The sequence below is a fragment of the Mycobacterium sp. genome (genome assembly GCF_049281135.1).
Lineage (GTDB): Bacteria > Actinomycetota > Actinomycetes > Mycobacteriales > Mycobacteriaceae > Mycobacterium.
This window is the reverse complement of the sequence record NZ_JBAPRN010000196.1, coordinates 1-21092: the sequence shown is the minus strand read 5'-3', so window position 1 is coordinate 21092 and position 21092 is coordinate 1. Positions and strand designations below refer to the sequence as shown.

Here is a 21092-nt window from a genome sequence, read left to right as displayed (position 1 = left end):
CGCCGACACCGCTCGCGATATTCGTCGAACCGCCACCAATGGCCACGCTGTCACCGCTCGCGGTATTGAAATAGCCGCTACCGATGATCTCGCCGACACCGCTCGCGCTGTTCGCAGAGCCGCCACCGATTGTCAGGTCGTCGATATGCGACCCCACTTCTGGGTCTGCCGAGGCGACGGCCGTCGAAATGAAGGCAGCGGCCAAGAGTCCCCCTGCTGACGCGGCGAGGCTGAGCGTGATACCGCGTCGGTTCAACAGACCGACCTTCCTGAAATTTTTCTGGGAATTACCTGAGGATCAGCAGCGTATCTGGTGCTGCGGGGGCGGTCAACGCCTCGAATTACACGGCCGCAGTAGCGTCGGTGAGCGCCGCCGCGAAAGTCTCCAGATCGTCGGTGCTGGTGTCCAGGTGCGGCGAGATTCGCAGCACCGGACCCGTCAATTCGCCCGGTGCCCGCTGGATTCCGGCATAGGTGGTGACGATTCGGCGTTGCGCGATCAGCCACTCGCGGATCTTCGCCGGGTCGGCGCGGTCAGTTGGGACCAAAGTCGTGATGGCGCTCGGCTCGTCGACCAGCTCGACCACCCGCCACCCAGCCACCTCGGCCAGAACGGTCCGGCTGATCCGGCCAACTTCGGCCAGGCGGGCCCGCACCAGAGCCGGGCCCGAGGCGACGTGTTCGCCGACCGCTACCGAGAAGCCCACTCGCGCAGCGATATTGGCTTCGCCCAGCTCGAGCTTTTGGGCGTTCGACAGCGCCGCCGCCCACTCCGGCGGCGGTAGTCGCGGGCTCAGCTTCTGCATCAGGTCCGGACGCACAGCGAGAACACCGACGCCGCGTGGGCCGGCCATCCACTTGCGCGACGACGCGTAGAGCACGTCGGCGCCTACTGAACAATCCACTTGACCGAGCGCCTGGGCTGCGTCGACGACAAGCGGAAGCCCCAAGTCGCGGCACAGCTGTGCCATCTCTTGCAGCGGTTGCACCACTCCGCGGTGACTGGCCACCGCGGTGAGATGTACCAGATCCGGCGGTTCGGCGGCCAGGCTGATCGCCGCGTCGTGCATCGCGACCCGGCCGTCGGCGTCGGTCGGCAGCGTCCGGCGGGCGAATCCGTGCACGGCCATCAGGGCCAGGTTGGGACCGTATTCGCCGGGCAGGCAGGCCAGCGTTCGGCCGCCCGACGGCCAGCTGGACAGCAGCACGTCCAGCGCGTGCTGCGATCCGGTGGTGAAGACAACCTCGGCATCGGGCATGCCGGCAAGCGCAGCGACCGCGGCGCGTCCGGCGTTGAGGACGGGTGTGGCCGCCTCCGCCGCGATGTATCCGCCCACCTCGGCCTCGTGTCTGGCGTGCAGGGCAGCCGCGTCGAGCGCGGCGAAGCTCTGCCGCGAACACGCGGCGCTGTCCAGGTGCAGCCCGGCGACCGGCGGCCGGGCGGCCCGCCAGGTATCGGCCAGGCTGGCGTTCACTTGGTCGACAGCGACAACCCGAAATCGCCGGCTGCGTCGGTCCACCAACCGGTCAGTCGCAGACCTGCGTGCGCCAACTCGTCGGCCACCGCGTCGGCCCGGAATTTGCAGGACACTTCGGTGAGCACCTGTTCGCCGGCGGCGAAGTCAACGGACAGGTTCAGCGCAGCGATGCGCACCCGCTGCGCCCGCTCGGACCGCAGCCACATTTCCATCCGCTCTTCTGCCGCGTTCCAGCTCGCGACATGGCGGAACGCATCGACATCGAAGTCCGCGTTGAGTTCTCGGTTGATCACGGCGAGCACATTGCGGTTGAACTGCGCCGTCACACCGGCGCTGTCGTCGTACGCCTGCACAAGCCTTTTTGTGTCCTTGACCAGGTCGGTGCCCAACAACAGGCTGTCGCCGGGCTGCAGCACGGCCGCCAGCGTTGCGAGGAACTCGGCGCGTGCATCGGGGACCAGGTTTCCGATCGTCGAGCCCAGGAAGACGAACAACCGACGACCGCCGTTCGGGATTTTGGCCAGGTGCTCTTCGAAATCGCCACAGACAGCTGAGATTTCGACGCCGGGATACTCGCGCTGGATCGCGCTTCCAGCGGCCGACAGCATGCTGGCATCGACGTCGAACGGCACGAACCTGCGCAGCGCACCTCCCTCACGCAGGGCGTCCAGCAACACCCGGGTCTTCTCCGAAGTCCCACTGCCCAACTCGACCAACGTGTCGGCACCGGTGACCGATGCGATCTCCGCGGCGCGGGCCCGCAGGATCTCCGCCTCGGCGCGGGTCGGGTAGTACTCGGGCAGCCGGGTTATCTGGTCGAACAGGTCGCTGCCCACTGAGTCATAGAACCACTTGGGCGGCAGCGATTTCGGGGAACTCTGCAGCCCCTGCCGCACATCACGGCACAGTGCTTCGAATGCCGAGTCCGCGGCCAGGTGGTTGGACAACGTCAGTGTCATCAATTTCCCTTCGTTGAGTTCAGCGCGGTCAATGTGACCTGGTCGGCGGTGACTTCGACGAGGTGACGGTCGGGGACGTCTTCCCAGCCGGGTTGGTCGTCGTACGGCTCGCTGGCCAGCACGACGCCGTCCTCGCGTCGCAATATCGCGAGGGTATCTCCCCAGGTGGTGGCGAGCAGTCGAGAGCCGTTGCCCGCCAGGATGTTCAGCCGTGCATTCGGATCGTCGCCACCTACCTCAGCGATCGTCTGCCCCAGCGCATCCAACCCGCGAGCGAAAATCAGGGCGGCGAGAATCGCGCTGTCGCAGGTGGATTCGGCCGCGGCGCTGGTGGGCAGCACGCCCCGGTCGACGACCCCGTTGTGCGACAGCAGCCACCGTCCGTCGGTGAACGGCGCCGTCGCGGTGGCTTCGATTGGCATACCAACGGTAGCCGACCGCACCGCGGCCACCACGCAGTGACTACTAAGCGCCGGTGCGATGGAATCGAAAGAAACATCTCCCCATAACGGAGCGGGACTGCGCCAACGCCGCGGCGTCGCCCCGTCGAAAAAGCCCACTCCCCAACCGTCGGCGTTCATCAACCCGTGCTTTTGCCGGCGCGGAGCATACGACTGCACCCGCAGACCGTGCGGCGGGTCGAGCACCAGCGAGGAGACTGAGGCTTCGCGCCCCAGCCAGCCGAGGTGGCGGCACATCAGGGGTGACTCCCTGCGTCGGTGCCGACGGACCACGCCAGCCGGACGCCGGAGAAGATCTGCCGTCGGTACGGGTGATCCCAGTTTCGGAAGCTGGGCCGCACAATGCCCGACTCGACTGCCCACGCGCCGCCGCGCAGCACCTTGTAGTCGGCGCCGAAAAACGGCTCGGAGTAACGCTGGTAGATCATCGGGGTGAATCCCGGCCACGGCTCCAGTTCCGAGCTGGTCCACTCCCAGACGTCGCCGAGCATCTGCTCGACACCGTAGGCCGATGCGCCGGCGGGATACGCGCCGACGGGTGCCGGACGCAACGCGTCGCCGCCGAGGTTGGCGTAGGCCGACGACGGCTCCGCCGCGCCCCAGGGATAGCGTCGGCGCGCGCCCCGCTGCGGGTCCCACGCACACGCCTTCTCCCATTCGCGTTCGGTGGGCAGCCGGGCCCCAGCCCATGCGGCGTAGGCCTCGGCCTCGAAATAGCTGACGTGCTGGACCGGTTCGTCGGCGGGGATGTCCTCGACATGGCCGAACCGGGTGCGGCCCTGCCCGTCGGCGTTCCAGAACTGCGGCGCGGTCAGGTCTTCGGTCCGGCGATGCTTCCAGCCGCGCGCAGACCACCATCGCGGCTCCCGGTAGCCGCCGTCGTCGATGAACTGCCGCCATTCACTGTTGGTGACCGGGACGCGGCCGATCCGAAACGTCGGCAGGTCCACCACGTGGGCCGGGCGTTCATTGTCCAGCGAGAACGGCTCATCGGCGCCGTCGACACCCAACACGAACGGGCCGCCGGGCACCTCGACCGACGTCCCGGCAAGCCCGGCCCGGCCGGGCGGGAGGGTGCGGACGTCTTGCAGCACCGGCGCGCCGGTGCGCAGATTCAATGCCTGCAGCATCGTTTCGTCGTGCTGGTTCTCGTGGCTGACTACCATCCCGTACACGAAATTGTGGTCCGGTTCGTCGGGCAGTCGGTCGAGTGCGTCCAGCGATGCCGCCCGCACGGTGCGACAGTAGGTCCGCGCCTGATCGGGCGACAGCAACGGCAAGTCGACGCGGCTGGCGCGGGAGTGCACGAAGGCGTCGTAGAGGTTCTCGACCGCGCCGGACAGGATTCCCGGCCGGTCCGGGTCGCCGCCGCGCAACAGCCAGAGTTCCTCCTGTTGGCCGATGTGCGCCAAGTCCCAGACCAACGGGCTCATCAGCGGGTCGTACTGGCGACGGAGTTCGGCATCGTCGAAATCCACCAGACGCAAGGTTCTTTCGCGCGCCCGCTGCAGATTGCGGACCAGCGTTTCACGTGACGTCACTGTTCCCCTAACGCCAGCTCGGTCACCGTTGCCGCGATGCCGTTTTCGATCACCCGGTCGGCGAAGTCGTCGGCGGGACAGCGGCCCTGCTCCACCGCCTCGACGAGGCGCTGCATCCCGTCGGCAAGCTCAGCCGGTGCACGTTCGGCCGCGATGGCCACGCACCGGTTGGCCGCCGAGAAGATGCGCTGGTCGTTGAGCCCGATCCGGGCTGCGGTGTCCCAGGCCGTGGCGACGGGTTCGACCACTTCGGCGGCGAGCGCCGCGGCCCCCGGGTCGTCAAGCAGCGTCACCAGCGTGGAGACCACCGCGGGCCAGACATCACTGGGCAGGCCGTCCAAGTAGCGGATCTCCAGCCACTTCCGTGGACGCACCGGCGGGAACAGCGTGGTCAGGTGGTATTCCAGGTCGTATTGGGTTGGCCGGCGACCGCCGAGCAGCTCGCGGCCGTCGGCCCAGTCGGCGAACGGCACGCGATGGGTGACCGGCACCGCTTCAGGGGAATGCACCAACATCACCGGCGCCTTGAGCGCGTAGCGCGCCCAGTCGGTACCGGGATCCTCGTCGCTGGCCGTGAGGATCGGCCCGCACCGGGCCGAGTCGAGCTGACTCCACACCCGTTGCCGGCTCGAACGCCAGCCGGTGAATTCTCCGCTCAACAGCGGCGAATTGGCGGCGATCGCCACCATGACGGGCCCGAGAGCGTGTGCCAGCCGCACCCGGTCGGCCCAGCCGGCTTGCGGACCGGCGTCGAGATTCACCTGCACCGACGCCGTCGACGTCATCATGGCCGCGCCCGCAACCCCGGTGTGGCTGGCCGTGAAGAACTGTTCCATCGCCGCATAGCGCGCGCCAGGATTGATCCGCTTGGCCGGCCGCAGCGGGTCCGCGCCCAGCGCCACCAGACCCAGGCCGGCGGCGGTGAAGGCTTTGCCCAATACCGCCTTGTCGTCGGCGATCGCCTCGATCGCGGCCGTCGCGCCGAGTGCAGGCGGGCCGGACAGCTCGACCGCGCCGCCGGGCTCGACGGTGACCACGCTGCCACCCGGCATCGACGGAAGCGACTCCAGAACCTCGGTGATTTCATCCCAGGTGGGCCGACGGTATGGATCAGTCGGGTCGTAGCAATGCGCCTCGATCTCGAGGCCGACCCGCCCTACCGATCCGTCCGCGAGACAGGTTTCGGCGATGTGTTGCGCCGCAGCCGACGCGCTGGCAAGTTCGCCGTCCGAGAGACGTGCGGGATCCAGCTGCGACGCGACGGCAAACGCCATAATCCGATCCCTTCGGAGCCAAGGCCGGCGGTCCCGAGAGATCGAGCCCGCTGGTTGCGCGCGGCTACCCAACGATAGTCACAAGGTTCCATCTTCCAGACGGCACCGACATATTCCCGACGGCTCCCGATAGCTATTGCCCCAGCGCGTTCTGCATGGCACCGGCCAGCACATTTACCGCCGGGCCACCATTGCCGGACTGACAGACTTTCGCTTGCAGCAGGACGTTTTCCCGCAGACGGGTCTGGGTGAAACATCTGCGGTCGGTTCCGGCTTCCTGTTTGCTCCACGCCGCGTCCGCCGGGCCGGCCGGCCCACCGTCGAAGGACCACACCTGCGTCGTCCCGTTCTCCAGGTGCATGGGCGTGGTCTGGCCGGCGCAACCGATCGTGCGGTCGACCACGCGGTGAAACGCCGCGCCGGCGGCCGGCGCGGTGGCGAACACACCGACCGCCTGCTTGACGAAGTGCGTCTGGTCGGTCGGCGAGGTCTGCGTGCTGGCCCCGTTGAACGATGCCAGATCGGGATCGTTGTACACCTCCGGCAGCCCGACGTCGGCCCAGTTGTTGCACACCGGGTTATCGACGAAATAGCCCTGGAACGGCTGGGTGAACAACGATTCGTCGCGCATCGGGCCCCCGACGATATTGCCCACCGAGCCCTTACCCAGGATCGCGTAGCTCACCACACCGGGATCCGACGGCCGCGCCGACGCGACCGCGACGGCGAACGCGGCCACGCCGCAACTGACCGACGCACCGATAGCGAACGCGACCGAGGTGATCCGCGCGATCATGGGTTTCGATCCTGCCAACTGAATGCACATGTGTGACAACGGTTTTGGCAATCCGATAAACCTCTGTCGACGCTACGGGGTGTAGCTCGGTGGCGGTGGCGGCGGCTCCTCAGGACCTGGTGGCGGGGGCGCCTCAGGACCACCGTGACCGCCGGGACCCCCGTGACCGCCGCCGGGCCCGCCTGGACCCATGCCCGGGCCCCACGGACCGCCCCACGGCGGACCACCAGGACCGCTACCCGGCGGGAACGGCCCTCCGGGGAACACCACCCACGGCGGACCTTCGGGACCAGTCGGCCCGACCGGCGCTTCGGGACCGAACATGCCGTGATGGTGGTGGCGATACGGCTGCCCGTGGTCGGAGAACTTGACGCCGGCGAAGAAGACGACCGCCAGCACGAACAGAATGCCTGCCACGATCACCACCCACGCCGCGGCCCGATAGAGGCGGGAGTGCTGGGTCGCAGCCGGGTACACCGGCGGGGGCGGCCCCGGCGGCGATTGAATCGGGGGTTCGGGTGCTTGGGTCATGTGTCGATCATGCCCAGGCTTACTCCGGCCGACAACCAACTACGCAGGTGAGTCGGATGTTTAGTACCCGAGCATCCAGACGAATTTCAGGATGACCACGGCAATGAGCGTCACTCCGGCGACGATCGCCACCCAGGCGGCTACTTGGTACAGCCGCTCGGACTGCGGCGCTGCCGGCGCGATGACGGGTGCCGGTGCAGCGGGAGGCGGCGGGGCAGACGGCTTGGGTGTCTCGCTCATACCCGCATAATGCCTCAGGTCAGCGGTGTCCGCGAGTGGTCCGTTTCCCCAGCAAAGCCCGGAAACAGGGAGTCCGGCGCCCCCGAGGGGACGCCGGACTCATAGGAAATTCAGGGCTACGGGGTCGCCGGAGCCGGTGAAGGTGTAAGTGAAGGAGTGACGGATTCCGGCATGTGCGATGGTCCATGACCGCGGAAGCCCTCGCGGAAGCCCGCGCCCTGGCCGTGATGCTGCGGACCACCCTGGCCCATCGAGTGGTGGTGCCACCCGTGGTGATGGCAGTGATGCCCCAGGTGGGCGACCTTGAAGCCGGCAAAGAAGACGCTCAAAGTGATGAACACGATGCCGGCGACGATCCCGACCCAAGCCGCGAATCGGTAGAGCCAATATGGTTTGGCCGCCACGATCGCCGGCTCTGTGGCGACTGTGTGCGGTGTTGTTGGGGTGTCAGGTGTTTCGCTCATACTCGAAATGATCAGTGGCCTACAGCTAGCTTCCGCTGGGTAGAACTTATGAAACAGCTATGAGCCGCGGCGGCCCGTAGCTGGGCCTTCTGGATTGACGATTGCCGATGTGCGGATAGGCACCCTGTCCTGTTGGATTCTGCCTAGGTGTCCGCGAGCAGACCGAGGGCCGCTTCGACATGGGCGATTTATGAAATTTCAAAATTCCTGTCGACGATGGCACCGCGATATACAGACGATCCGAAGACTTTTCGGTTAGATGATCGAACGACGCGCAGCTTTGTTCAGGGTTGTGCGGGTTGCCTGATGGCATGATTTACGTCTATGCGTCAGAACGGTCGGCGACCTGGCGAGGTAGCGCCCATCCTTCTGACGCGTTGGCGAACAGCGCGACACTGGAGTGAGATTGGCCTCGGGTCGCGCGTAGTGCCGAGCACCACCGGCTCCCGACACCGCGCGGCGTTGTGTCCGAGCTGAATCGTCGGGGTTTTCTCGGGTCGCTTTCTGCCGCCGTTCTTGGCGGCATGGGAGTGGCGCGCGGCGTATTCGACAATCCGCCAAGAACTTTGACGCCCCCGGCCGCGGCTGCGGCCTCGCCGCACCCAGCGGGCGGCAAGGTCATTCCTGTGGCGTCGCTGTCGCAGCCCGCGCCCATCGAGCGGGTACCCCTGCCTGGTGGCGGCGTGCTGAATAAGCTGCCCGGGGACGGCAATCTACTGGCACTGACCGTTGATGACGGCGTGAACACCGACGTGGTGCGCCTCTACACGCAGTTCGCCAAAGATACCGGCGTGCGGCTGACCTATTTCGTCAACGGCACGTACCGCTCATGGACCGACAACCTGGCATTGCTGCGGCCCTTAGTGGAGTCCGGCCAGATTCAGCTGGGCAACCACACCTGGTCGCATCCGAATCTGACAAAGCTGCCAGTAAGTCGAGTGGCCCAACAGATCTCCCGCAACGACGAGTTCTTGAAGACCACCTTCGGGGCGGACTCGCGGCCGTACTTCCGGCCACCGTACGGAAGGCGCAACTCGACCGTTGATGCCGTGGCCGCCGATCACGGCTACACCGCGATCACGCTGTGGTCGGGTTCGCTGTCGGATTCCACAGTGGTCACCGAGGATTACATCGTCCAGATGGCCCAGCGGGCCTTCACCGGGCAGGCGATCGTGATCGGTCACCTTAACCACCCGCCAGTCACCCACGTCTACGAGCAACTCCGCGATCTCATCCGCGCACGCAACCTACGCACCGTCACCCTCAACGATGTCTTCCTCCCGCCGCACTAGGCCAGGCCCTCACGGGGCACTCCCTGCTCTCGCGATATGGGTGGGATGGGCAGCCCCAGGCGCACGGTGATGTACCGATATCGGCGACCCCCAGTCGTGTCGGCAGTCAGGCTTGTCAACGCGGTTGGTCGAGGTAGCGGCGCGTGCCCCAGTAGTCTGCGTCCAATCGAACCGGGGTGATGCGCACGGGCGTCATCGCCGGGCCGGCGTGGTTGTCGCCGCGCCACGAAATGCCCAGACTGCAGCCAGAAATGAAGACCACTGCGGCGACACCGGCGACGATGCCCACCGAGGCTACAAGCGGGTTGCGCCCGCTGGGTCGTCGCCTGCTCATTGCAGGGCCCGGGCTGTCGCCGTAGCCACATCACCTCGCAGGTACGCGATCGGTGGATCCTCTCGCGGATCGATCGCGCTCGTGAGCAGAACGACGTAGGTATCCGAGCGTGGGTCCATCCACAGCGAGGTTCCGGTAAAGCCGGTGTGGCCGAAGCTGCCGATGGGAAAGACCATGCCTCGCGTACCGGAATAGGCGGTGTCGATATCCCAGCCGAAGCCACGCAGGTTTTGTTCCCGGATCGCCGGATAATGCGGGGCGAGCAGCGGGTCGTATGTGTTCGGTGTTTTCGCGATGGCTTCTAGGGCGGCATTGTTGGCTGCCTCAATTTGCCCAGCCGTATGTCCGGGCTGCTCAGGAGTCGTCATCAACTCCAGCGTTGCCTGCTTCAGCGGAAACCTGCTGGGGCGGCCCGCCAACCGATCAAGCAGCGCCTGCGCATAGATGCTGACGTCGCGCGCCGTCGAGAACACACCGGCATGCCCGGCCACCCCACCCATGCGGCGTGTCGTCGGGTCAAACACAGCGCCACGAAGCAGGAAACCATAATCGGGATTCTTGCCTGGATCATTCCTGCTTTCATCGTCAGGCACCGTCGGTGCGATGCGCGACAAGATGCTCGTGCTCCACGTGCCCGCGGGACAAGGCCCCGACATGCCCCCTATTGGCGCAGGCGCCCAGCCAATCGCCGCTCCGCGCATCACATGTGGGCCACATGCTTTGACCGGCGGAAGGTAACGGGTTTCTGTCATGCCAAGCGGCGCAAAGACATTCCGCTGAACGTAGTCGTCTTCGGCCTCGCCGGTGACTTTTTCGATCAGCGCGCCGAGCAGTACGAAGTTGATGTCGGCGTAGTTGAAAAACTCACCGGGGCGCGACTCCAGCGGCGTGGTGAGGGCACGGCGAATGCCTTCTCCTTTATCGGCTCCGTCCAGTCCCCACGGATCGTCGAGGCGTACATCTTCCGGTTCGCCTGAAGTGTGTGTCAGCAACATCCGAACCGTCACGTTGGCACGCTGGGGATCGTTGCCCGTGTTGAAGTCAGGCAGATACTTTTGCACGGGGTCGTCGAAGGCAACCTTGCCTTGTTCGTAAAGCTGCATGACGGCAGTCGCGGTTGCGAAAGGCTTCGTCAACGACGCGATGTCGAAGATGGTGTCTTCGGTCATCGGCTCCGCCGGTGCGGGCGATCCATCTAGGCCCGGCTCGCCGGGCAGCTTGCGCGAGCCATACGCCCGATGGAAGACGACCTTGCCGGCATGCCCGATCTCCACCACGCCACCTGGCACCGTACCTGCCGCAATCGCGTCGTTCATCAGCTTGGAGACCGCTCCGAAATCCGGTGCGGGAGCCGCATCGGGCGCCGGTGACCCAGGCGCGGGAACCGCCGCGGGCGCCGGCGTGGGCGCGGGAACCGCAACTGCCGCCGGCGTTGCCTGCGCGCTGTCCCTTAACGCTGGGTGCGCTGCATAACCACACGAGGAAGCCGCCGCGAGGGTAAGCAAGACAACTCCAACAGCAATTGCTTTTTGCGCAGATCGCCCTGCGCTCGTAGTCCGCCTTCCGTCTTGAGCATCGCTCACGCCAATATCGTGTCACCACCAGCCGGCCGGCATGCGCATATCGCCGCTGCGATCCGGCGCGGTAGCGCGCCATGCAGCACGTCAGAGCCTAGGTGTAGAGCAGGATTCCGGTGAAGTGCACGGTGGAAGCAGGTCGGTTGTGAGAGTCTGCGAGGGTGCCCGCTCCTCCCGGGGCTACCCCGTCGGGGGTGGTGACGTTTCTGTTCACCGACGTCGAGGGCTCGACCCGTCGCTGGGAGGCCGACGCCGAGGCGATGCGGGCCGCGTTGGCTGCCCATGACGAGGTGTTACGCAACGCGATTGAGGCGCACGGCGGGTTTCTGTTCAAGCACACCGGCGACGGCGTCTGCGCGGCGTTCGTCTCGCCTGGCTCGGCGGTCGATGCGGCGGTGGCCGCGCAGCGCGGGTTGGAGTTGCCGGTCCGGATGGGGCTGGCGACCGGTGCGGCCGAGCTGCGCCCCGGTTACCGATCCAGCCGCCGTACCCGACGCGGTGGCGATCGCCCACCTTCGTGATGTCCTCGGCGACAACACGTACGAATCGCTCGCCCGCATGGGCGAGACCATGACGACCGCCGACATGGTGGCGTATGCGTATGACCAAATCGACCAGGCCCGAACGAAATTGAAGGCAGTGCCGAGCTAACCGCGAACGTCTGCTGATTGGCGCTAGGGCTCTGACCAGGGTTTGAATGGGTTGACCGCGAATTGGATCACCCGATACGGCGCCCGGGACCGCGCATCGCTGTTGTGCCACTGACTGACGAACACCCGCAGCTCGTCCAGCGTCGAACCCGGCGAAATGTAGCCACCGTATGGCTGGGCCAGCCGGTTGTCGTGTGGCGACGGCAGGCTTTCGGCGGGTTCGGGCCACTCGTCGTGCTGGACGACGGTGGTGACCGGTGCGCTGCCCAACGAGGTCGGGTCATCGGCCACCCGAACCTCCATGTTGCCGGTGCTGGAGTTGAAATACGACAGCACCGCCTTGCCGTCGATCTGGGCGAAGCTGATCTCACCAATCATGTCGCCCCATAGCGGAGTTGGCGGTTTGCCCCAACCACCGTCAGGCCCCGGTGCCCAGCCTTGCCACCGGGACCGATCGCCGAAGTTCTCCGGCGCGACCCGATACAGCACCGCCGGCTGGCTGCGATCGAAGTTGTCAGCGACGATGTACACCCAGCCGGACTGCGAATCCGCGGTCGGTATCGGGTCGTAGTAGCCGCTTATCTGCGATTGCTGGCCTCCGGCGTAATCGCCATCGCGAACCGACCCCGGAACCGTCTGCCAAAGACCTTGTGATGGATCGGCTTTGACGATTCTCGAGCTCTGCGGCAGCAGGCCTTTGGTGGTGGTGACCAACAAGTAGTTCTGCCGGTTGATCTGCACGACGCCCGCAGGCAGTTGTGAATCGCCCGACGGCGTCGGCTCGGCCAGTAATGGTTCGGTGATGCCGGTGACCCCGGTGTATTTCACCCCGTCCGGGTCGTCGACCGACGACGTGTCCACCCGCAACGCGATCGGCGAGTAGTAGCCGCCGAAGCCGACGCCCTGGCCGGCGAAGCTGTCGCCGCAGACCTGCACCACCTGCGTCGGGAACTCCATGAACACGCACAGGTCGGTGGCCCCGATGCCGTAGTCACCGGTAGGCGTGCCGGTTCCGGCGGTCGGGCCGATCCTGATCACCTCGCCGGGCGCCAACGGCGGCAGGACCGGCTGCGGCATCGGGGCGGGCGGATCTGCGTGAGCGAATGAAAACCCTTGGTGAATAAGCAGACCTGCGATCAGTGAGCAGCGCGCGATCTTGCGGGCAGGGCTCACCCGCACCTCACAATTCAGCGGCGAGGAGCTCGGCGATCTGAATAGTGTTCAGGGCAGCGCCTTTACGCAGGTTGTCACCTGAGACGAACAGCGCCAACCCGCGTCCGTCGGGCACGCCCGGGTCGCGACGGATTCGGCCGACGAGGGACTCGTCGACACCAGCGGCGGCCAACGGCGTCGGCACGTCGACCAGCTTCACACCTGGGGCGACGGCGAGGATCTCGCGGGCACGCTCGGGCGAAAGTGGTTGGGCGAACTCGGCATTGATCGACAACGAGTGGCCGGTGAACACCGGGACCCGGACACAGGTACCGCTGACCAGCAGGTCCGGGATACCCAGGATCTTGCGACTTTCGCTGCGCAGCTTCTGGTCTTCGTCGGTTTCGCCGGAGTCGTCGTCGACCAGTTTGCCGGCCAGCGGAACGACGTTGAAGGCGATCGGCGCGACGTAGGCCTTCGGCTCCGGGAACTGCAGCGCGCTGCCGTCGTGCACCAACTGCTCGGCGTCGTCGATGACGGCGCGAGCCTGGTCGGCCAGCTCGGCCACTCCGGCCAGTCCGGTACCCGAAACTGCTTGATAGCTCGACACGATCAGCCGAACCAATTGGGCCTCGTCGTGCAGCACCTTGAGTACCGGCATCGCGGCCATCGTCGTGCAGTTGGGGTTGGCGATGATGCCCTTGGGCCGTCTATGCGCGTCGCGCGCGAAGTTCACCTCGGAGACCACCAGTGGCACGTCCGGGTCCTTGCGCCACGCCGACGAGTTGTCGATCACCGTCACCCCGGCCGCGGCGAACCGCGCCGCCTGGACCCGCGACATCGCCCCGCCGGCGGAGAACAGCGCGATGTCCAGACCGGTCGGATCGGCAGTCTCGGCGTCCTCGACCTCGATCTCCTGACCGCGAAACGGCAGCTTGCGGCCCTGTGAACGAGCCGACGCGAAGAATCGCACGCTGGTGGCCGGGAAATCGCGCTCATCCAGCAGCCTGCGCATCACCTGGCCCACCTGACCGGTGGCACCTACTACACCTATGGCAACCATTTAACGTCCTGTCCCCGCATACACCTTGGCCTCTTCGGCACCGCCGAGGCCGAATGCTTCATGTAACGCGACAACGGCCTTGTCTAGTTCAGTGTCCCGGCACAGCACCGAGATCCTGATCTCCGATGTGGAGATCAGATCGATGTTGACGCCAACCTGGGCCAGCGCCTCGCAGAATGTGGCGGTGACCCCGGGGTGGCTACGCATGCCGGCGCCGATCAGCGACACCTTGCCGATGTGATCGTCGTAAAGCACTTGGCTGAACCCGATTTCGTCCTTGAGGGAGTCCAGCTTCTCCACCGCGGCGGGCCCGCTGTCGCGGGGGCAGGTGAAGGTGATGTCGGTTCTGCCGTTCTCGACCTTGGAGACGTTCTGCAACACCATGTCGATGTTCACATCGGCGTCGGCGACCGCGCGGAACACCTTGGCGGCGTAACCCGGGTAGTCGGGTATACCGACGACGGTCACCTTGGCCTCGCTGCGGTCGTGTGCGACGCCGGTCAGGATGGGCTCTTCCATGGGGATGTCCTCGATCGATCCGGTGACGATGGTGCCCGGCTTGTCTGAATACGACGAGCGCACATGCACCGGGATGTTGTAGCGGCGGGCGTATTCCACGCAGCGAAGCATCAGCACTTTCGCTCCGCAGGCGGCCATCTCGAGCATCTCCTCGAAGGTGACCGTGTCCAGTCGGCGGGCATTGGGCACGATCCGCGGGTCGGCGCTGAAAATCCCGTCCACATCGGTGTAGATCTCGCACACGTCGGCGTGCAACGCCGCGGCCAGCGCCACCGCGGTGGTGTCCGAGCCGCCGCGGCCCAGCGTGGTCACGTCCCTGGTGTCCTGGCTGACCCCTTGGAAACCGGCGACCAGCACGATCAGGCCTTCGTCGAGCGCAGCCTGCAGACGTGTCGGGGTGACATCGATGATCTTGGCCTTGCCGTGGGCGCCGGTGGTGATGACGCCGGCCTGCGAGCCGGTGAACGAGCGCGCCTGGGCCCCGAGCGATTCGATGGCCATTGCCACCAGCGCGTTGGAGATGCGCTCACCGGCGGTCAGCAGCATGTCCAGTTCACGGGCCGGCGGGGCCGGGCACACCTGCTGAGCCAGATCCAGCAGGTTGTCGGTGGTGTCGCCCATCGCCGAAACCACCACGACCACGTCGTTGCCCTGCTTTTTGGCCTCGACGATGCGTTCGGCGACCCGGCGGATCCGGTCGGCGTCGGCCACCGACGATCCGCCGTACTTCTGCACGACGAGCGCCACTGTTGCCCTTTCCGGTCCGATCCAGCCTGTCTTCAGGTCGACAAACAGAATACGTGGACTAACCGGGTGACCTGCACCCACGGCGTCGCCGCAGTTGATATCCGGTGGTGGCCGGTGAATGCTCGGTGCAGCGGCGCCAAGAAAGGTGGAAGCGATGTCTAGCGGTAGCGCGGTGGTATGGGGTGATGCACCCGACGAGCATGATTACCCGGCAGCTGCGGACTATCTCGCCCTGCTCGCCCCTGCCGGGCAGATCAGCGACATTGTTGCGGCGCTCAAGCAGGCCCCGATCGTGCACAAAAAGGCCAAAGACCTGCTGCGCGCCTCATGCCTGGCGCTGCTGCCGATAGACAATCCGCATGTGCAGGTGGACCTGAAGAAGATCAAGAAGGGCAAGGCTCTCTCGCCCATCCTGGTTGTGCGCGGTGACCTCAACGCCGGGGTGGCCATGCAGATCGCCGACGGCTACCACCGAGTCTGCGCCAGCTACTACACCGACGAGAACACCGACATCCCGGTGCGCATCGTCCCGGCAACGAAGTAGCCGCCAGGGGTTTTGGGCAACCACACAGTCGCGGTAAGGTACATGGCGTGCAGCGGGTGCTCCTTCTCGGACGCCGCGACGGGGCCTGATCCAGACCGGCTTCCTGTCGCGGGTGTTCGCGATGCGCCGGTCTAAGAATCTCGAGGCAACCCAGCCTCTCCTTATTCCCCGGAGCAAACACCGTGACTAGCTACTCCAAACCGTCGGGCGAATCTCCCGACGCATTCACTTCCAGTCGGACCATCAACAAACCGGCGGGCCCGCCCCGTGACGGCCAACCCGCGTGGAACACCCAACGCGGATCGTCGATGCCGGTCAGCCGCTACCGTTCCTTCGCCGACGAGGTCGAGCCGATCCGGTTAACCGACCGCAGTTGGCCCGATCGCGTCATCGATAAAGCACCGCTGTGGTGCGCGGTGGACCTGCGTGACGGCAACCAGGCATTGATCGACCCGATGAGCCCGGCACGCAAGCGGCGCATGTTCGACCTGCTGGTGCGCATGGGCTACAAAGAGATCGAGGTCGGCTTCCCGTCGGCCAGCCAGACGGACTTCGACTTCGTTCGCGAGATCATCACCGACGGCGCGATTCCCGACGACGTGACCATCCAGGTGCTGACCCAGTGCCGGCCCGAGCTGATCGAACGGACCTTCCTGGCCTGCGAGGGTGTGCACCGGGCGATCGTGCACTTCTACAACTCGACGTCAATCCTGCAGCGCCGCGTGGTATTTCGAGCCGACCGTGCCGCGGTGCAGGCGATCGCGACCGACGGTGCCCGCAAGTGCGTCGAGGAAGCCGCCAAATACCCTGGCACGCAATGGCGGTTCGAGTACTCGCCGGAGTCCTACACCGGCACCGAACTCGAATACGCCAAGCAGGTCTGCGACGCGGTCGGCGACATCATCCAGCCGACTCCGGACAACCCGATCATCTTCAATCTGCCGGCCACCGTCGAGATGGCGACACCGAACGTCTACGCCGACTCGATCGAGTGGATGAACCGCAACCTGGCCCGGCGCGACTCCGTCATCCTGAGCCTGCACCCGCACAACGACCGCGGAACTGCAGTCGCCGCAGCCGAATTGGGCTATCAGGCTGGAGCTGACCGAATCGAGGGCTGCCTTTTCGGCAACGGTGAGCGGACCGGGAACGTCTGCCTGGTGACGCTGGGACTCAACCAGTTCTCCCGCGGCGTCGACCCGCAGATCGACTTCTCCAACATCGACGAGATCCGTCGCACCGTCGAGTACTGCAACCAGCTGCCGGTACCCGAACGTCACCCCTACGGCGGCGATCTGGTGTACACCGCGTTTTCGGGCAGTCACCAGGACGCCATCAACAAGGGCCTGGACGCGATGAAGGTCGCCGCGGACGCCGCCGACTCCGACGTCGACGACATGCTCTGGCAAGTGCCGTACCTGCCGATCGACCCGCGTGATGTCGGCCGCACCTACGAGGCCGTGATCCGGGTCAACTCGCAGTCCGGCAAGGGCGGCGTGGCCTACATCATGAAGGCCGACCACGGCTTGGCCCTGCCGCGACGGCTGCAGATCGAGTTTTCCGGAGTGATCCAGAAAATCACCGACGGAGAGGGCGGCGAGGTCACCTCGAAGGAGATGTGGGACGCCTTCAACGACGAGTACATCGCGCCGGTGCGGCCGCTGGAACGGATGAAGCAGCGCGTCGACGCGTCCGAAGAAGACCACGGCGTCACCAGGATCGCGGCGACGGTGAGGGTCGACGGCGTCGAGACCGAGATCACCGGCTCAGGCAACGGACCGCTCGCCGCGTTTGTCGACGCGCTGGCGACCATCGACTTCGACGTGGCCGTGCTGGACTACTCCGAGCATGCGATGAGCGGCGGAGAGGACGCGCAGGCCGCGGCGTATGTCGAGGCGTCGATCGGCGGTCAAACGGTATGGGGTGTCGGTATCGCGCCGTCGATCACCACGGCGTCGTTGCGTGCCGTGGTGTCGGCGGTGAACAGGGCCGCACGCACCTGAGGCGTCAAGCCAAGACCTTGGCCAGCAACATCGCGGCCAGGGTCTGGGCTTGCGCGCAGCTGCCGGCGCCCACGATCAGATAGATCCAGCCCTTGAGCACGTCGACGGTCGCCGGCGGAGCCACAAAACAGAACGCCCGATCACCCAGGCCCGGGACGTTCTGGACCTGACCGGCGGACTGCTTGTTGACGGCGAACCCCTTGGATTGCGAGTCGAGGCACTGGTCGTCGACCGGCTTCCCGTCGATGCAGTACTCGTTGTTCCAGTAGAGCTTGTAGCTGACATCGTTGCCCGCGGTCGGAATGGAGGTGCATTGCGCTTCACTCGGGGACTGGCTGCCCTGGGCCTCCGGATACGCGCTGCCCATCACCCGACTGATGTCGGACGCGCTGAGCAGGCCGCAGAAGTTCTCCGGAACGTGGACGCCGGCCGCCTTCGGGGCTGAGCCGCCGTCGTGAGAGCACCCGCACGCCGCCACCAAGACCACAGCCACCGCTACGCACAACTCGACACAGCGCTTGACCGGACTCTCAGAGCGGGATGCGGCAGTGGGCATAGTCCAATCCTTGCAGCACCCGGACAGCCAGCATCCGTGTGACAAACGGCGCGCCGGGTTCGATCAACGAGAGTCTGGCCCGATCGTCCGCTTACTCGGCGATAAGTTCCGGCTAGCTAGATTAATTTGTTTTTTCAATGGTTATGTCTACTTAACGTTGTCAAATCCACCGTTGCACCACGTCCTGACCGCGTCGGCGAAATCGGTCGGGGCGTCGGACTGCAGATAGTGTCCGGCGCCGGCGAGCACGACGGTGTGGTGCTGGGGCATGAGGCTCTCCCAGCGCCGACGTTCTTTGGCGCGGAAGGCGACGTCAGCGTCGCCCCAGACGATCAAAGTCGGCATCTCGGCGAGCGCTTTAAGACCCTGTTCAAGGTCGGCGAGAAACGTCCGGGCCGCCGTGATGTCTTTGGGAAAAATTGCGGTCGGTTTGCGCCGTTCCGGTGTTGGTAATGCCTGCCGATAGTGGGCCATCTCGGCGGCGCCTACCTTCCGGCGGCGGTGTCCGGCGGGGATCATGACATTGACGAAGAAGTTGAAGTGGCGGATCAGTGTGCGACCAATCGGACCGCCCATGAAGTGGGAAAACAGCTCGAAATGCGGATCCCCGTTGACGGGCCACGCCCAGGTATTTCCCACCACCAGACGCGAGAAGCGATCCCTGCGTGGCAGGGCGGCCGTCAGTCCGATGGGTCCTCCCCAGTCCTGCGCGATCAAGGTGACATCACGTAGATCGAGACGGTCCACCAACTCGCCGACCAGCCGCGCATGGTCGGTGGGATGGAATTCAAATCCGGGTGCTGGGGTCGACAACCCGAACCCCGGGTAGTCGGGCGCGATACACCGGAACGATCCTGACAGCTCGGCAATCACGTTCCGGTACACAAATGACCATGTCGGGTTGCCGTGCAACATCAGCAGGATTGGCCCCTTGCCTTCGTCCACGTAGTGGACGACGTTGCCGCTCAATTCGACGAACCGGCTTGTGAAGGGAAACAGCTTGTCGTCGACCCACTCCGGCCGCACACCCCTGCTGAAAGACTCCGTCGACATTGGACACCAACCTCGCTTCAGAACCAGGCGATCAGAAAAGAGCGAACTGCTCGCCTGCGTGCGCCTCGTCGACAATGTCGTCAACGCCCATGCCGTTGGCCACCGCGCCGACGTGACCCATGAACTTCGCGTCGGATACCAACGGCACACCGAGCTCGTGGGCCAGGCGGCCGTTGCCGCGCGCCGGACGGTGTTCGTTGCAGACCACCAGCGAAGTCTCCCGGTCGACCGCGTCGGCGTAGGCCAACCCGGCGTGCAGGATCCGCTCGACCAGCTCCTCGTGAGTCCGCTCGACCTCGGCCGCCAGCGCGACCCGCATACCCTGCACCAGCGGTCCACCGCCGACGTAAGGACCGGGGTTGAGGTACGGGCAGCGCATCCGGGAAGCCAACACCTTCAGCGGCCTCAGCTCCTCGTGAGTGACCTTGCCGCTGGGCCAATGCCGACGGGTGACCGGTCGCACGGGCAGCCAGACGTCGCGTTCGCGGGCCCGCTGCAGCGCGGCCGCGAGCACATTGGTCAGCACGACCGCATCATCGAAGGCGTCGTGCGCCCGCCGCTGCGTCACACCCCAGTGCGCCGCCAAAGTCTCCAACCGCAGGTTGTCGGTGCCCAGTTCCAGCCGGCGGGCCAGCTCCACCGTGCACATGACGCTGTCGATCGGCAGCGCGACGCCGGCCAGCTCGGCCTCCGCGGTCAGGAAGCCGTAGTCGAAGGCGACGTTGTGCGCGACCAGCGTGCGCCCGCGCACAAGCTCGACGACGTCGCCGACGATCTCGCTGAACTGCGGCTGATCCTCCAGCATCTCGGCGGTCAGCCCGTGAATGTGGGTGGGACCGGGATCCACGCCCGGATTGAGCAGGCTCACCACGGACTGCTCGACGTGCCCTTCGGCGTCGAGTGCGAGCACCGCCAGGCTGATGACGCGGGCGCTGCCCGGCCGGAAGCCGGAGGTCTCGACGTCGATGACGGCCCAACCCGCGTCGGGCTCGGTGGACGGCCGACCCCAGAGCATCGTGGTCGAAGTGTCCCGCATGAATGCAGGATTTCACGTCGAGCTGACATCGCCGGGTCGCTGCGCTTCGTGTCGCCGACCTAAACTTCCCGGGTGATCACCGCCCGTGGACGACTCGCCCTGGCCGCCGGAGCCGGCGCGCGATGGGCATCTCGGGTGACAGGCCGAGGGGCCGGTGCGATGATCGGCGGCCTGGTGGCGATGACACTGGATCGCTCGATTCTGCGTCAGCTCGGGACCGGTCGGCGCACCGTCGTCGTCACCGGCACCAATGGCAAATCAACAACGACCCGGATGACCGCGGCAGCCCTGCGCACTCTCGGACGCGTGGCCAGCAACGCCGAAGGGGCCAACATGGACGCGGGCCTGATTGCCGCGCTCGCCGCTGACCCCGGCGCATCGCTGGCGGTTCTCGAGGTCGACGAAATGCATGTGCCGCACGTAGCCGACGCGGTCGAGCCTGCGGCCGTCATCCTGCTCAACCTGTCCCGCGACCAACTCGACCGCGTCGGCGAGATCAACGTGATCGAGCGCAAGCTGCGGGCCGGGCTGGCCGTGCACGTGAATGCGGTCGTCGTCGCCAATTGCGACGACGTGTTGATGACGTCGGCCGCCTACGACCACACCAACGTGGTCTGGGTGGCGGCCGGCGGCAGCTGGGCGGCCGACTCGGTCAGCTGTCCGCGTAGCGGCGAGGTGATCGTCCGCGAGCACGGTCACTGGTATTCCACCGGGGCCGACTTCAAACGGCCCAGCCCGCAGTGGTGGTTCGACGATGAAAACCTCTACGGCCCAGATGGATTGGCACTGCCGATGCGGCTGGCGCTACCCGGCGCGGTGAAC

The 21092-nt window shown here is 65.9% G+C and carries 22 protein-coding genes and 1 pseudogene; 5 read left to right on the top strand and 18 right to left on the bottom strand.

The genetic code is table 11. The features are described from left to right. The 10 genes from WAN02_RS08185 to WAN02_RS08140 form a co-directional block, all read right to left on the bottom strand. Positions 1-256: hypothetical protein (locus WAN02_RS08185; protein ID WP_422263654.1), on the bottom strand; the 256-nt coding region annotated here is incomplete at its 3' end. Positions 257-341: 85 nt separating this feature from the next. Continuing rightward, positions 342-1475 (bottom strand): ergothioneine biosynthesis PLP-dependent enzyme EgtE, encoded by a 1134-nt coding sequence (gene egtE / locus WAN02_RS08180; protein WP_422263653.1) that lies wholly within the window; start codon positions 1473-1475, stop codon positions 342-344. Then, positions 1472-2437, bottom strand: a complete 966-nt coding sequence (gene egtD / locus WAN02_RS08175; RefSeq protein WP_422263652.1) for an L-histidine N(alpha)-methyltransferase — start codon at positions 2435-2437, stop codon at positions 1472-1474. The genes egtE and egtD overlap by 4 nt, the downstream gene beginning before the upstream one ends. After that, positions 2437-3135 carry an ergothioneine biosynthesis protein EgtC gene (gene egtC / locus WAN02_RS08170; protein ID WP_422263651.1) on the bottom strand — a complete coding sequence of 233 codons (699 nt, stop codon included), beginning with the start codon at positions 3133-3135 and terminating at the stop codon, positions 2437-2439. Before egtC ends, egtD begins: the two co-directional genes overlap by 1 nt. Further along, positions 3135-4439 (bottom strand): ergothioneine biosynthesis protein EgtB, encoded by a 1305-nt coding sequence (gene egtB / locus WAN02_RS08165; protein ID WP_422263650.1) that lies wholly within the window; start codon positions 4437-4439, stop codon positions 3135-3137. Before egtB ends, egtC begins: the two co-directional genes overlap by 1 nt. Next, positions 4436-5713, bottom strand: coding sequence for an ergothioneine biosynthesis glutamate--cysteine ligase EgtA (gene egtA, locus WAN02_RS08160; protein ID WP_422263649.1), 1278 nt, complete (start codon positions 5711-5713; stop codon positions 4436-4438). Before egtA ends, egtB begins: the two co-directional genes overlap by 4 nt. Positions 5714-5846: 133 nt before the next feature. Then, entirely contained in the window at positions 5847-6509 is a 663-nt protein-coding gene (locus tag WAN02_RS08155; RefSeq protein ID WP_422263648.1) for a sensor domain-containing protein, read from the bottom strand. Positions 6510-6581: 72 nt separating this feature from the next. Continuing rightward, a complete protein-coding gene (locus WAN02_RS08150; RefSeq protein WP_422263647.1) occupies positions 6582-7040 on the bottom strand; it encodes a hypothetical protein in 459 nt (152 codons plus the stop codon). A gap of 60 nt (positions 7041-7100) precedes the next feature. Beyond that, the gene (locus WAN02_RS08145; protein ID WP_422263646.1) at positions 7101-7280 is read right to left on the bottom strand and encodes a hypothetical protein; all 180 of its coding nucleotides are present in this window, start codon (positions 7278-7280) and stop codon (positions 7101-7103) included. Positions 7281-7396: 116 nt separating this feature from the next. After that, complete coding sequence (locus WAN02_RS08140) at positions 7397-7744, bottom strand: hypothetical protein (RefSeq protein ID WP_422263645.1); 348 nt, start codon at positions 7742-7744, stop codon at positions 7397-7399. Between the two features lie 473 nt (positions 7745-8217). Here WAN02_RS08140 and WAN02_RS08135 point away from each other — a divergent pair, with 473 nt between their 5' ends. Next, positions 8218-9036: a polysaccharide deacetylase family protein gene (locus tag WAN02_RS08135; RefSeq protein WP_422263655.1), complete on the top strand. Its 819-nt coding sequence runs from the start codon at positions 8218-8220 to the stop codon at positions 9034-9036. A gap of 115 nt (positions 9037-9151) precedes the next feature. On the opposite strand, the gene WAN02_RS08130 is transcribed toward WAN02_RS08135, so the two are convergent. Both WAN02_RS08130 and WAN02_RS08125 read right to left on the bottom strand, forming a co-directional pair. Further along, positions 9152-9370: a hypothetical protein gene (locus WAN02_RS08130; protein ID WP_422263644.1), complete on the bottom strand. Its 219-nt coding sequence runs from the start codon at positions 9368-9370 to the stop codon at positions 9152-9154. Further along, positions 9367-10686, bottom strand: a complete 1320-nt coding sequence (locus WAN02_RS08125) for a serine hydrolase domain-containing protein (protein ID WP_422263643.1) — start codon at positions 10684-10686, stop codon at positions 9367-9369. Before WAN02_RS08125 ends, WAN02_RS08130 begins: the two co-directional genes overlap by 4 nt. A 458-nt stretch (positions 10687-11144) precedes the next feature. Between WAN02_RS08125 and WAN02_RS08120 the strand changes: the two are divergent. Next, positions 11145-11411, top strand: a pseudogene (locus WAN02_RS08120) (adenylate/guanylate cyclase domain-containing protein); the annotation flags it as partial. Positions 11412-11621: 210 nt separating this feature from the next. On the opposite strand, the gene WAN02_RS08115 reads toward WAN02_RS08120, so the two are convergent. From WAN02_RS08115 to WAN02_RS08105, 3 genes are all read right to left on the bottom strand, one after another. Then, the gene (locus tag WAN02_RS08115) at positions 11622-12674 is read right to left on the bottom strand and encodes a DUF4185 domain-containing protein (RefSeq protein WP_422263642.1); all 1053 of its coding nucleotides are present in this window, start codon (positions 12672-12674) and stop codon (positions 11622-11624) included. 103 nt (positions 12675-12777) lie between these two features. Continuing rightward, positions 12778-13812, bottom strand: a complete 1035-nt coding sequence (locus WAN02_RS08110; RefSeq protein WP_422263641.1) for an aspartate-semialdehyde dehydrogenase — start codon at positions 13810-13812, stop codon at positions 12778-12780. Continuing rightward, the gene (locus tag WAN02_RS08105; protein WP_422263640.1) at positions 13813-15078 is read right to left on the bottom strand and encodes an aspartate kinase; all 1266 of its coding nucleotides are present in this window, start codon (positions 15076-15078) and stop codon (positions 13813-13815) included. 154 nt (positions 15079-15232) lie between these two features. Between WAN02_RS08105 and WAN02_RS08100 the strand changes: the two genes are divergently transcribed. Together WAN02_RS08100 and leuA are read left to right on the top strand one after the other, a co-directional pair. Further along, a complete protein-coding gene (locus WAN02_RS08100; protein WP_422263639.1) occupies positions 15233-15622 on the top strand; it encodes a hypothetical protein in 390 nt (129 codons plus the stop codon). A gap of 182 nt (positions 15623-15804) precedes the next feature. Next, positions 15805-17625, top strand: coding sequence for a 2-isopropylmalate synthase (gene leuA, locus WAN02_RS08095; protein ID WP_422263638.1), 1821 nt, complete (start codon positions 15805-15807; stop codon positions 17623-17625). 4 nt (positions 17626-17629) lie between these two features. On the opposite strand, the gene WAN02_RS08090 is transcribed toward leuA, so the two are convergent. The 3 genes from WAN02_RS08090 to WAN02_RS08080 form a co-directional block, all read right to left on the bottom strand. Further along, positions 17630-18181, bottom strand: a complete 552-nt coding sequence (locus tag WAN02_RS08090) for a hypothetical protein (RefSeq protein WP_422263637.1) — start codon at positions 18179-18181, stop codon at positions 17630-17632. A 147-nt stretch (positions 18182-18328) separates the two neighbouring features. Then, complete coding sequence (locus WAN02_RS08085) at positions 18329-19234, bottom strand: alpha/beta fold hydrolase (protein WP_422263636.1); 906 nt, start codon at positions 19232-19234, stop codon at positions 18329-18331. Positions 19235-19265: 31 nt separating this feature from the next. Continuing rightward, on the bottom strand, positions 19266-20270 hold the full coding sequence (locus tag WAN02_RS08080; protein ID WP_422263635.1) for a DEDDh family exonuclease: 1005 nt from the start codon (positions 20268-20270) through the stop codon (positions 19266-19268). Between the two features lie 72 nt (positions 20271-20342). Between WAN02_RS08080 and WAN02_RS08075 the strand changes: the two genes are divergently transcribed. Next, positions 20343-21092 (top strand): Mur ligase family protein (locus WAN02_RS08075; RefSeq protein WP_422263634.1); only part of this gene is annotated, 750 nt, incomplete at its 3' end.